Source organism: Blastococcus colisei (genome assembly GCF_006717095.1).
GTDB lineage: Bacteria > Actinomycetota > Actinomycetes > Mycobacteriales > Geodermatophilaceae > Blastococcus_B > Blastococcus_B colisei.
This window is the reverse complement of record NZ_VFQE01000001.1, coordinates 854,071-866,205: the sequence shown is the minus strand read 5'-3', so window position 1 is coordinate 866,205 and position 12,135 is coordinate 854,071. Positions and strand designations below refer to the sequence as shown.

The 12,135-nt window shown below is 74.3% G+C and carries 11 protein-coding genes; 6 read left to right on the top strand and 5 right to left on the bottom strand.

Features of this window, described 5'->3' with window-relative positions; translation table 11 throughout:
- Positions 1-4,389 carry an nSTAND1 domain-containing NTPase gene (locus FHU33_RS04165; protein ID WP_142024216.1) on the bottom strand — a complete coding sequence of 1,463 codons (4,389 nt, stop codon included), beginning with the start codon at positions 4,387-4,389 and terminating at the stop codon, positions 1-3.
- A gap of 198 nt (positions 4,390-4,587) precedes the next feature.
- Here FHU33_RS04165 and FHU33_RS04160 point away from each other — a divergent pair, with 198 nt between their 5' ends.
- Both FHU33_RS04160 and FHU33_RS04155 read left to right on the top strand, forming a co-directional pair.
- Positions 4,588-4,845, top strand: a complete 258-nt coding sequence (locus FHU33_RS04160) for a hypothetical protein (protein WP_142024215.1) — start codon at positions 4,588-4,590, stop codon at positions 4,843-4,845.
- Positions 4,846-5,117: 272 nt separating this feature from the next.
- Positions 5,118-5,384: a hypothetical protein gene (locus tag FHU33_RS04155; RefSeq protein WP_142024214.1), complete on the top strand. Its 267-nt coding sequence runs from the start codon at positions 5,118-5,120 to the stop codon at positions 5,382-5,384.
- Here the strand turns inward: FHU33_RS04155 and FHU33_RS04150 are convergent.
- Positions 5,371-5,937 (bottom strand): GNAT family N-acetyltransferase, encoded by a 567-nt coding sequence (locus FHU33_RS04150; protein ID WP_170182311.1) that lies wholly within the window; start codon positions 5,935-5,937, stop codon positions 5,371-5,373. The two genes, FHU33_RS04155 and FHU33_RS04150, sit on opposite strands and share 14 nt — an antisense overlap.
- Before the next feature lie 68 nt (positions 5,938-6,005).
- On the opposite strand from FHU33_RS04150, the gene FHU33_RS04145 reads away from it, so the two are divergent.
- The 3 genes from FHU33_RS04145 (at position 6,006) to FHU33_RS04135 (ending at position 9,326) form a co-directional block, all read left to right on the top strand.
- Positions 6,006-6,812, top strand: a complete 807-nt coding sequence (locus tag FHU33_RS04145; protein WP_246063254.1) for a purine-nucleoside phosphorylase — start codon at positions 6,006-6,008, stop codon at positions 6,810-6,812.
- A gap of 76 nt (positions 6,813-6,888) precedes the next feature.
- Positions 6,889-7,704 carry an NAD-dependent epimerase/dehydratase family protein gene (locus tag FHU33_RS04140; protein WP_142024212.1) on the top strand — a complete coding sequence of 272 codons (816 nt, stop codon included), beginning with the start codon at positions 6,889-6,891 and terminating at the stop codon, positions 7,702-7,704.
- On the top strand, positions 7,701-9,326 hold the full coding sequence (locus FHU33_RS04135; RefSeq protein ID WP_142024211.1) for a phospho-sugar mutase: 1,626 nt from the start codon (positions 7,701-7,703) through the stop codon (positions 9,324-9,326). The genes FHU33_RS04140 and FHU33_RS04135 overlap by 4 nt, the downstream gene beginning before the upstream one ends.
- Positions 9,327-9,345: 19 nt before the next feature.
- Here the strand turns inward: FHU33_RS04135 and FHU33_RS24795 are convergent, their stop codons facing one another.
- A complete protein-coding gene (locus FHU33_RS24795) occupies positions 9,346-9,753 on the bottom strand; it encodes a DUF805 domain-containing protein (protein ID WP_170182310.1) in 408 nt (135 codons plus the stop codon).
- A 181-nt stretch (positions 9,754-9,934) separates the two neighbouring features.
- Between FHU33_RS24795 and FHU33_RS04125 the strand changes: the two genes are divergently transcribed.
- Entirely contained in the window at positions 9,935-10,498 is a 564-nt protein-coding gene (locus FHU33_RS04125; protein WP_142024209.1) for a dihydrofolate reductase family protein, read from the top strand.
- Positions 10,499-10,591: 93 nt separating this feature from the next.
- On the opposite strand, the gene FHU33_RS04120 is transcribed toward FHU33_RS04125, so the two are convergent.
- Complete coding sequence (locus FHU33_RS04120) at positions 10,592-11,482, bottom strand: Gfo/Idh/MocA family protein (RefSeq protein WP_142024208.1); 891 nt, start codon at positions 11,480-11,482, stop codon at positions 10,592-10,594.
- A gap of 2 nt (positions 11,483-11,484) precedes the next feature.
- Positions 11,485-12,108 (bottom strand): uracil phosphoribosyltransferase, encoded by a 624-nt coding sequence (gene upp, locus FHU33_RS04115; RefSeq protein WP_142024207.1) that lies wholly within the window; start codon positions 12,106-12,108, stop codon positions 11,485-11,487.
- Between the last annotated feature and the right edge of the window lie 27 nt (positions 12,109-12,135).

Here is a 12,135-nt window from a genome sequence, read left to right as displayed (position 1 = left end):
TCAGTCCAGATCCGTGCAGGTCGGCGCCCGCTCCCGTCCGGGTAGGTAGCGCGACCACTCCTCGCTGGTGAGGTCCCGCCCCACCACGGCGCAGGCGTCGGCCAACCAGACCGACGGCTCCATCGGGTAACGGCGCCCCGCGTGCTGACTCGCCAGGACGACGATCTCGTCGTCGCGCGTCATCGCCAGGTACGCCCTGCCCTGTCCGGGCTCGTCGGAGCCCGGCAGGGGCACGGATCGGGCGAGGCCCCGTTCGACGTCGACCAGCGTGACCGTTCCCTCCTCGCCGGAGGTCACGACCGTCCTGCTGTCCGGGCGCCACTCGACCTGGACGACCATCCCGTGGTTCGTGGGGATGGGCGACCACACCCGCTGCCAGGTGCGGGTGTCGTACAGGTGGAGCAGGCCGTTGTCCCCGCCCGTGGCCAGGTACCGACCGTCCGGGGAGAAGGAGAGGTCGAACTGCAGGTCCTCGTTCTCGATCTCGATGGTCTCCTGGGTCTCGAGGGTGTCGGCGTCGAGCACCCGCAGCGCGGAGGAGTTCGACATCGCCACGGCCATGTGCCGGTCGTCCGGGCTGGTCTCGATGACCTGAGCCGCACCGCCGATGTCGACCTGCCCGGTGACTTCCCACGTCGCGGTGTCCACCACGACGAGCTGGCCACCGGTCCCGCTCGCGAGCTCGCCCTCCGCGCAGAGCAGCAGGCGGGAGCCGTCCGGGGTCCAGCCCGTACACCACACGACCTGTGCGGGGAGCGGTTCGCCCTCGAAGACCTCACCGGTCGGCGGGAGGACGATCCGCTCGACCACCTCGGCGGTGCCGGTGTCCAGCACGGTCGTGGCGAACCCCGAGGTCACCGCGACCAGGGCACCGTCCGGACTGACCGACACCGACGAGCCGAACCGCGCGCCCACGAGCGTGTCGCCCACCTCGACCTGCTCGACCACGCTCCCCGTCCCGGGGTCGAGGAAGGTCGCGGCCACGCCGAGCGAGTCGGGGCCTCGGTCGATCGGGGCGGGTAGGGAACTGCCCGACCGGGTGGGCGCGACGACCATCCCGGTGGGCTCGACGTGCTGCGGCCGGTTGGAGATCCACCGGTCCGGCACCCCGGGGTGGGACTCGCCGAAGCCCGCATCGGCCGTCATGTCCCAGGCGATCACCGTGTCGTCCAGCGAGACGGTGAGCAGCCGCTCACCCGCCGGGTCCACCTCGGCCTGCAGGACGTCGGCGTCGTGCCCGGTCAGCGACCCGCGAGAGCTCCACCGACCGCTGGTCGGATCGATGGCCCACAGCTGGACGGTGTCGCTGCCCCCCACGGTGACCGCCCAACTGCCGTCGGCTGCCACAGCCACGTCCCTCACCACCGCGGCGCCGACGTCGAGCTCCTGCACGGCTCGGCCGCCGGCGTCGTACAGCGTCAGGACGCCGTCGGCCCATGCCTGGGCGGCTCCTGACTCCAGCGCGTGGAAGGCGACCGTCCCGACGGTGCGCTGCGGCACCTGAAGGGTGACCTGCGAGCCGTCGTCGAGGCGGACGAGCGTTGCCGGGCCGGCTCCGGGGAAGTCCCACAGCACCGCGCTGCCGCCCGCGTCGGAGACGTGCGCGAGCAGGTCCCCCACGGCAGCCGGCGACATCCCGCCGACGCCCGTCTTCCGGTGGCTTCCCGTCACCGGGTCGAGCACGCTCATGGTCCAGCGCACCCCCGCGTCGTCCGGGTGCGCCAGGAGGAGGCGGACCGCGCGGCCGTCCGCCGTGAAGCTCAGCGCGATGGGGAGCCCGCCGACCTCCGTGTCGGCCAGCAGCAGGCGCTCGGTGCCCTCCGCGGTGAGCGACCGGACCCAGGGGTCGTCGTTCTCGCCCCATCCGGCGGCGACCAGCAGCCCCTCCGTGGGAGAGGCGTCGGAGGCCCGCCACACCCGCCACCGGGATCCGACCTCCACGAGCGGTTCCGGCAGCGACGTGGGGCCGAGCCGCCACGCCGCCACCTGGGCGCCCGCACCGATGAAGAGGGTCCCGCCGTCGTCGGCGAGCAACGCGCCGCCGGCCTGTCCGACGAACGGCGCCACCCGTTCCGCCCGCCGGTGCGTCACCAGTGCGGTGAGCAGACCGTCCTCGGTCTCCGAGGTGTCGGCGAGGCGGACGGCCTGGGCGGCCAGCAGCAGGGAGACGTCCAGGGACCCGACCGTCGTGGACAGCGCGGCCAGGCGGTTGGCGTCGGCGACCAGGGAGGCCCGGGTCGCTTCCCGCTGGGCACGCAGGGTCAGGGCCCCGGCGACGAGGGCGACGACGAGGGCGGCGGCCAGGCCCGCGGCCAGCCGCCGGGTGCGGCGGCGTCCCCGCGCCTCCCGCTCGGCCCGCTGGCGGGCGGCGACCAGATCCCGCTCCGCGTGCGCCCGGGACGCGTCGAGGAAGTCCCGCTCGACCGGGGTGAGCTCGTCCCCAGCAGTGGTCGCCCAGTCGAGCGCGGCGGTGAGCCGGGCTCCCCGGTACAGCTCGTCCTCCGGCCGGCCGGCCGCCTCCCACTCGCGGGCCGCCGGGGCCAGGTGCCGCCGCACCACGCGTCCGGCGGCGTCGTCCTCGAGCCAGCGGCCGAGCCTCGGCCATTCGGTGAGCAGCGCCTCGTGGGCCACCTCGAGCCGGCTCCCGTCGACGGCCAGCAGCCGGCGCTCGACGAACGTCTCCACCACCTCGCGGCGGGCCCCGGACAGGTCCAGCTCGGCGAGTGGAACGGGGCGACGGACCAGCGCGCCGCCGTCGTCGGTGTCGGCCAGCCGGACGAGGATCCGCCGGGCGACGTCCTGCTCGGTCTCGTCCAGCGCCGCGTACGCCGACTCGGCGGACCGCATCAGTGCTCCGGAGACGCCGCCGGCCTCCAGGTACCCGGCGAGCGTCAGGACGTCGCCCCGGCGACGCTCCCACGTGCCCACCAGAGCGGTCGACAGCAATGGAAGGGCGCCGGCCTGCCCGAGGACGTCGGTGACGACGGTGTCGACCAGTTCGGGATCCACCCGCAGCCCCACCGCGCTCGCCGGCTCCCGGACGATCTCCCGGAGTTCCGGCTCGGTGAGCGGCGGCACGAGGGCGAACGCGGCCCCCAGGTGGTCGGTGAACGCGGGGTGCTCGGCCAGCCGGCCGACGTGGTCACCCCGCACGACGACGACGCAGCGGACGACGACCCGGTCGGCCAACAGCCCGAGGACGGCGTCGAGAAAGGCCCTGCGCTCCGCGGGGTCGATCCCAGGTGCCCACAGCTCCTCGAACTGGTCGCAGACGAGCAGGACCGGATCGGCCGGGGGCGGATCGCCGGCCAACTGGGCCAGGACGTCCACCGGCGCCCGTCCCGGCGGAACGATCACGGGGCGCCAGGTGCGGCTCGCCGGCAGCGCGCCGCCGACCAGGGCCGGCACCAGGCCGGCGCGGACGACGGAGGACTTGCCCGCGCCGCTCGGCCCGGAGACGACGAGGAGAGGCGCATCGACCAGCCGGGTGACCAGGCTCTCCACGAGACGGCGCCGACCGTGGAACAGCGGGGCGTCGTCGACCTGGTAGGCCGCCAGCCCCTTGTACGGGCACGATCCCGGGAACTGGACGGCGTCGACCGGTCGGGTCGGAGGCCGCGGAGCGACCAATGACGGGTCATGGGTGAGCACGGCTCTCTCCACGGCGCGAAGCGCCGGGCCGGGTTCCGCACCGAGCTCGTCGGCGAGCAGGGCGCGGACCCGACGGCCTGCCGCCAGCGCGTCGGCCTGCCGGCCGGCCCGGTAGAGAGCGAGCATGAGCAACCGCCACCAGCCCTCGCGCAGCGGCTCCTGGGTGACGAGCCGCTCCAGCTCCGGCAGCACCTCGGCATGCCGGCCGAGCTGCAGCTGCGCCTCGAGCAGTCCGGCGATCGCACTCGCCCGGACCTCCGCGAGCCGGCGTCGCTCGGCGGAAGCGAACCCGGCGTCCGGCCAGTCCGCGTACGGCTCCCCACGCCACAGCGCGACGGCGGCCCGGAGTTCGCGCTCGGCCTCCTCGAGCTCACCGGCGGCGAGCCTGGCGGAACCGCGTCCGGCGAGGTCGGTGATGCGCAGTGCATCGACCGAGTCACGGTCGAGGGTCAGCGCGTAGCCGGGGCCGCGACGCACCACGAACCGGCCGGGCGAGCCCGTCGGTCGGTCGGGTTCGAGGGCGCTGCGGAGGCGGACGACGTGGGCCTGCAGCGACTTGCGGGCGGACACGGGCGGATCGCCGTCCCACAGGGCCTCGGCGAGCGAATCGGTACTGACTATCCCGGGAGCGCCGGCCACGAGCACGGCCAGGAGCAGCCGTTCCTTCGCCCCGGGCACATGGACGGGGGCGGAGGAATCCGTCCGGACCTCCAGCGGTCCGAGGACCGCGACACGCATGCCACACGGTAGGCCCGGAGAGCAGGCGCACAGGAGGCCTTTGCGCGCCGCGGCGGGCGATCGCTCAGGCCCCGCGGTGCCGGCCGGACGAAGTTGCCGCACCGGGCCGCAACCGTTGCCAGCCGACCCTCAACCGCACCGGCTTCTGCTGATGACGTCGCCGGGAACCGCCCGGCACCACTGAGGAGGAACCCGGTCATGTCCGTTCCCTCGCGCCGCAACCACCGCGCCACTCTCGTCACCGTCGCCCTCGCCGGCGGCCTCGTCGTCCTCCCGCCGACGACGGCGTCGGCCGATCCGCCGGATCTCGACCTGCCCACCTGCAGCAGCACGCTGGCGCGCGCCCAGGTGTGGCCCGGGCTCGTGCCCACTCCCGAGGGGCAGTACCGCCACGTGTCCGACGGGTTCGTCAGCTACCTGCTCCGGCAGCCGGAGTGCACAGCGACCGGGAACTGACCGCCCCCGGTCCGGCCCGCCGTCCCCGGTCCACGGGTCGGGGACGGCGGTTGCCGTCCGCCGACGTCGCTGGGGGCTCAGGAGCCCGGCACGTGCCCGCCGCCGGATGTATCCCGCCCGGTCCTCGCCACCTCTCCCCGGCGTCGGAGTCCACCGACGCGCACCGGGCGGAGCCCCCGCCACCGGTGAACCCCCAGGCCCCTCGACCACCCGCTCTGCGCCCGCCTGCGCAGCCCGGACGGCCCGGCTCTCTCTCCCGTGAGGTACGGATCATGTCCACTCGCCTGTCCCAGCACCCCGCCCGCACCGCCACGATCACCCTGGCCTCCGCCGCATTGCTGGCCGGCGCGGTCAGCGGCGTCGCCACCGCGGACCCGCCCGCCCTGAACCGGGACCCATGCGCCGTCGCCATCGCCGCCGCGGGCGTCTGGCCCGGCACCGTCGGCGACGGCCAGGACGAGTACCGGTTGGTGTCCGACGCGTACGACAGCTACCTGTCGCGGCAAGCGGCGTGCACGCCCGACCTCACCGAGCGGTAGGCGGGCGCGGGTCGCCCGCGAGCCGGGCGTAGAGGACGACGTCGCTCGGCTGCCCGCGGAAGAGGAAGCGCTGCCGGATCGTCCCCTCGGCGACGAAGCCTGCGCGCTCCGCGACCCGGCGGGAACCGGCGTTCGCCGGGTCGACCAGCAACTCGACCCGGTGGACGCCGACGACGTCCAGCGCCCAGTCGGCGAGGACGCGGAGCCCCTCGGCCGTGAACCCCTGACCGCGGCCCTCGGGCGCGGTCCAGTAGCCGGCCTCCCCGACGCCGTCGCGTGGCGGGAAGAGGCCCATGCTGCCGATCAGCGGCCCGCCGTCGGCCGGCTCGACGGCGAACAGCGCGCCGCCCTCGTCCCAGGTCTGCGGCGCGATCCCTCCGACGAACCCTTCCGCGTGCTCGGCGGCGTAGGGCAGAGGCACCTGGGTCCACCGCTGGATGTCGGTGTCCTGGCAGGCAGCGAGCACGACTGCCGCGTCGTCCGGCCGCCAGGGCCGCAGCCGCACGCGATCACCGGTCAGGATGGGCTGCGTCCCTCGCTCGGTCCCCGTCATGCCCCCATCGTCTCCGTGGCCCCGGACGGACGCACACCGCTTTTCCGCGTCTGCGTTAGCGTCCGTGCGTGAACCAGGCCCCCGGAACCGATCCCGCATCCCTCGCCGCCATGGCGGCGAAGGACCTCACCGCCGCGCTGGGCGGGCCGCACGACGTGGCGGTGGTCATGGGTTCCGGCTGGGCCCCGGCCGCCGACGCCTTCGGCCGCGCCTCCGCCTCGGTGGCGATCGGGGACCTGCCCGGGTTCGCGGCCCCCACCGCGGTCGGCCACGGCGGTGAGGTCCGGTCGGTGCGGGTCGGTGACCGCGGCGTGCTGCTCTTCCTCGGCCGCACCCACTTCTACGAGGGCCGCGGCGTCGACCCGGTGGTGCACGGGGTGCGCACGGCGGCCGCCGCGGGCGTGCGGACCGTCGTCCTCACCAATGCAGCGGGCGGCCTGGCGCCGGACCACCGCGTGGGGCAGGCCGTGATCATCAGCGATCACCTGAACCTCACCGCGCGCTCACCGCTCGTCGGCGCGCACTTCGTCGACCTCACCGACCTGTACTCCGCCCGCCTGCGGGCCCTGGCCCGCGAGCTGGACCCGACGCTCGGCGAGGGCGTCTACGCCGCTCTGCCCGGTCCGCACTACGAGACGCCGGCCGAGATCCGGATGCTGCGCACGCTGGGCGCCGACCTGGTCGGCATGTCGACGGCGCTGGAGGCGATCGCCGCCCATGCCGCCGGGCTGGAGGTGTTCGGCCTGTCCCTGGTCACCAACGCCGCCGCCGGCGTGACGGGCGAGAAGCTCGACGCCGACGAGGTCATCGCCGCGGGCAAGGCGGCTGCCGGGCGGCTGGGGAACTTCCTGGTCGAGCTGATCGGGCGGATGTGATGCGCGAGCTCGCGAGCGCACGAGAAGGCAGAGCAGCCCCGCGAACGCGGCCGACGAGCGCCAGCGAGGAGGACACGTGAGCCTGGTCCTGGTCACCGGCGCGGCCGGCCGCATCGGCACGGTGCTGCGGGGCGGGCTGCCCGAACGCGGGTGGGCGCTGCGCAGCCTGGACGTCGTCCCGCTGCCCGACGTCCGCCCCGGCGAGGAGCAGGTCGTCGCCGACGCCGGCGACCTCGTGGCCATGGTCGACGCCACGGAGGGAGCGTCCGCGGTGGTGCACCTGGCCGGCATCTCCGGGGAGTCCACCTGGCCGGCGATCCGGTCGACCAACATCGAGAGCACCTTCTGCGCCCTCGAGGCCGCGCGGCTGACCGGTGTGTCCCGTGTCGTCCTGGCCAGCAGCAACCACGCCACCGGGTACACCCCGCGCCCGGACGGCGGGCTGCTGCGCGAGGTCGACGCCCCGCCGCGGCCGGACACCTACTACGGCGTCTCCAAGGTGGCGATGGAGGCCCTCGGCTCGCTCTACGTCGACCGGTACGGCCTGGACGTCGTGTGCCTGCGGATCGGCAGCGCGTTCGCGGAGCCGACGACGACCCGGCAGCTCGCGACCTGGCTCTCCCCCGCCGACACCGTGTCGCTGGTGGACGCCGCGCTGACCGCGCCGTCCCCCGGCTTCTCGGTGATCTGGGGCGTCTCGGCCAACACCCGCAACTGGTGGGACCTCACCGCGGCCCGCGCGCTCGGCTACGAGCCGCAGGACGACGCCGAGGTCTACGCCGAGGCCTTGATCGAGGCGCTCGGCACGCCCGACCCCGCCGACCCGGTGCACGCGCGGGTCGGCGGCGAGTACACGCTGGCCGAGTTCGACGCGGAGAACTTCCAGGCATGAGCGACGACCTGCTCACCACCGCCCGGGCCTGGGCCGACGCCGATCCGCACGCCGGGGACCGCGCGGAGATCGAGGCGCTGATCGAGGCCGCGAACCTCGAGGAGCTGGCCCGTCGCTTCTCGGGTCCGCTGACGTTCGGGACGGCGGGGCTGCGGGGTCCGCTGCGTGCCGGGCCGGCCGGGATGAACGCCGCCGTGGTCACCCGGGCCGCTGCGGGTCTGGCCCGCCACCTCACCGAGTCCGGGCACGCGGGTGGCGGCGTGGTCATCGGCTACGACGCGCGCCGCCGGTCCGACGAGTTCGCGCGACTCTCCGCCGCGGTCCTGGCGGGTGCGGGGTTCGCGGTGCAGGTGCTGCCCAGGGCACTGCCCACGCCGGTCCTCTGCTTCGCCGTCCGGCACCTCGCGTGCGTGGCCGGCGTCATGGTGACGGCCAGCCACAACCCGCCCGACGACAACGGCTACAAGGTCTACCTCGGCGACGGCGCACAGCTCGTGCCGCCGGCCGACCGGCAGATCGAGTCCGCGATCGCGGCGGTCGGACCGGCACGGGACGTGCCGCTGTCCGACGAGTGGCTGACCCTGGGCGACGACGTCCGGGACGACTACGTGACCGCGGTCGTCGAGGCGCTCCAGCCGGCGCGCGTACCGGCCCGGGGAAACCTCACGGTCGCGTACACCGCCATGCACGGCGTGGGCGCGGGGACGACACGGGCGGTGTTCACCGCCGCCGGGCTCGCGGAGCCGGTGACCGTGCCGGAGCAGGACTCTCCCGACCCGACGTTCCGGACCGTCTCCTTCCCCAACCCGGAGGAGCCGGGCGCCACCGACCTGCTGAAGGCACTGGCCGCGCGGATCGAGGCCGACCTCGCGATCGCGGAGGACCCCGACGCCGACCGGTGCGCAGTGGTCTGCGGCGGCCGTCAGCTGACCGGTGACGAGGTCGGTGCGCTGCTGGCCGACTGGCTGCTGCGGCGTGGCGCGCGCGGGACGTACGCGTCGTCGCTGGTGAGCGGCTCGCTGATGCACGTCATCGCACAGTCCGCCGGGCAGCCGTCGGCGGAGACGCCGACCGGGTTCAAGTGGATCATCCGCGCCGGGTCGGACGAGGCGCCGCTGGTCTACGGGTACGAGGAGGCGCTGGGCTACGCCGTCACCCCGTCGGTGGCCCGCGACAAGGACGGGATCTCGGCCGCCCTGGCCGTCGCGCTCCTGGCGGCCGAGCTGAAGTCCGACGGGCGCACGCTGCTGGACCGGCTGGACGAGCTGGCGGGCGAGCACGGGCTGTTCGTGACCGGCCAGCTGTCGGCGCGGGTCGAGGACCTGTCGCTGATCTCGGATGCGATGACGCGGCTGCGCGCCCGGCCGCCGGCGACCCTGCTCGGCCGCCCGGTGGGCTACGCCGACCTGGCGCTGGAGGACCCTCCGGTCGACGCGGTACGGCTGCTCGGCGACGGCGTCCGCGTGATCGTGCGGCCCAGCGGCACCGAGCCGAAGCTCAAGGCCTACCTGGAGACCGTGGTCCCGGTGCACGAGGACGCCGGGCTGATCGCCGCCCGTGGGCGGGGTGAGGACGAGCTGGACCAGCTGCGCGCGGAGATGTCGGCGGCGCTGGGTCTCTGAGCCGCCGAGCCGCGCGGGATCAGGCGTCGATCGGGTCGCGCACCGGACGGTCGGGGGCCGGCCCGTACTGGTTGGGGCCGGCATCGCCACGGAGGAAACCGGTCTGGACGATGAGGAGGATCACGCCGACGATCGGCAGGAAGACCCACAACAGCCACCAGGCCGAGTGGCCACGGTCGTGCAGCCGGGTCACCTGCGAGGCGACGCTCGGCACGAGCAGGGCGAGGGCGACGACGAGCCCGATCGGCCCGGACGTCGTCGAGAAGACGAAGCCCTCACCGCTCTCGGGCCTGGTGCTCGCGAACCCGAGGACGAGGTCGAGGATGCCGGCTGCGATCTGGGCACCGAGGATCGGCAGGAAATAGTGCAGCCAGAAGACCCGTCGCGAGATCCGACCACGTCGTACGTACCACTGCCCCACCGTCACGCCCACTCCATCCGCTCGTCGACCGCTGCGACGTGGACTGTGCGGTTCTGGTGGACCTGGGGCGACCGGCCAGCGTCGAAACCACCCGGTCGGGTGAGCCGCTGGACGCCGATGAGTTCCGCCCGCCGGAGCGGTCCTCCTTGATGACAGGGCGACGGCCGAACCACCTGGAGGAGATTCGATGCGGAAGATCATCGTGCACATGTCGGTGTCGCTCGACGGCTTCTTCGAGGGGCCGGACCACGACATCAGCTGGCACCGGGTCGACGACGAGCTGCACACCTACGTCAACGAGCAGCTCGCGACCGCGAGCACGTTCCTCGAGGGACGGGTCACCCAGGAGCTCATGGCGGCGTTCTGGCCCACGGCCGACCAGGACCCGGAGGTCTCCGCGCCGATGAAGGAGTTCGCCGGTATCTGGCGGGACATGCCCAAGATCGTCTTCTCGCGGACGCTGGACCGTGTCGACTGGGCCACCGAGGTGCGGAACGAGGTCGACCCGGCCGAGATCCGTGCGCTCAAGGACCGGCCCGGAGGCGACATGGTGCTGGGCGGCGCCGACCTCGCCGCGACCTTCCGGCGGCACGACCTGATCGACGAGTACCGGCTCTTCGTGAACCCGGTGCTGCTCGGCCGTGGGCGGCAGCTCTTCGGGCCGTCGGGTGCACCGACCGACCTGCGATTGGTCGAGGCGCGGACCTTCGGCAACGGCGTCGTCCTGCTGCGGCACGAGCGCGCCCGCTGAGCCGGGCGCCCGCCGGGCGTCAGTGGGGTGATGGGCCGAACCGGTTGGACCGCGGGAGCCCCGTCCTCCTCGTCCGCTGCGCCGTCGCGGTGGTCACCGGCCGACCGGCTCCCGGCAGCCGGAGTCCAGCGCGCGTGCGGCCGCCGCGAGCACGGCGACGACGTCCCGCCCGAAGCCGACGTCGCACGGGTGCGTGCCACCGGCGACCGCGGCCTGCATCAGCTCGTCGACGGCCACCGCGAAGGCCTCCGGCGCCACCCCGTCCTCCGGCAGCAGCACGAGCCGACCGGCGTCCCCGTGGACGAAGAACTCGTTGCCCACCGACATCGGGGCCACCGTGTGCGACACCGTGACCGTCGATGCCACGCCGGACTCGTGCGTGAGCACCAGGTGCACGGTGTCCCCCAGCCCCGCGCCGGCCTGCACGGCGACCACCGGGCCGAGCGCGGGCACGAGCAGCGAGAGCGCGTGCGGGCCGATGTCCCACAGCGCCCCGCGGTCCTTGCGCCACGGCGAGGAGTCGAACGGCGAGCCGGCGAGCGACGACAGCCACGACCCGTGCCCACCGGCCGGCGTCGTCCGGGCCGCCTGCTCGAGCCAGGTCGCCGTCGCCGGACGGAACCGGAAGGTGAAGAACACGACCGACGCGACGCCGGCATCCCGGACGGCGGCCACCACTCGGTCGGCGCCCTCGACGTCGAGGGCGATCGGCTTCTCCAGCAGCAGGTGCTTGCCCGCCCTGGCAGCGCGCTCGGCCAGCGGCGCCTGCACGTCCGGCGGCAGCGCGATGCTGACGGCGTCCACCTGCGCCAGCAGCTCGTCGACGTGGGCAAACCCGGGGACGTCGAACTCCGCGCCCACGGCCTCCGCCTTCGCGACGTCACGACCCCAGATGCCGACCAGTTCGGCGGCCGGATGCGCCGCGAGCGCCGAGGCGTGGATCTCCTTGGCCCAGAAGCCGGTGCCCAGGACGCCGAAGCGCACGGTCAGACCGCGCCGAACTGGCGGTCGCCCGCGTCGCCCAGGCCGGGGACGATGTAGGCCTTGTCGTTGAGCCCCTCGTCCACGCTGGCGGTGAACACCCGCAGCGGCAGCCCGCTCTCCTCCAGCCGCTGGATGCCCTCCGGCGCGGCCAGCGCGCACAGGACGGTGATCGACGTGGCGCCGCGGGCAGTGAGCAGACCGCAGCAGTGCACGAGCGAGCCGCCCGTGGCCAGCATCGGGTCGAGGACGAAGACCTCGCGGTCGACCAGGGACGCCGGCAACGACGCCATGTAGGCCTCCGGCTGGAAGGTCTCCTCGTTGCGGGCCAGGCCGACGAAGCCCATCTGCGACTCCGGCAGCATCCCGTGCGCGGTGTCGGCCATCCCGAGGCCGGCCCGCAGGACCGGCACGATCAACGGGGGTGCGGCCAGCCGGAAGCCGGTCGTCGCGACGACCGGCGTCTGGATCGGCTCCTCGGCGATGGCCAGATCGCGGGTCGCCTCGTAGACCAGCATCTGCGTGAGCTCGCGCAGGGCGGCGCGGAACATGGCGTTGTCCGTCCGCTCGTCGCGCATCCTGGTCAGACGGGCACGGGCCAACGGGTGGTCGACGACGGTGAGCTGCACGCGGCACACCGTATCGGCAGCACACAC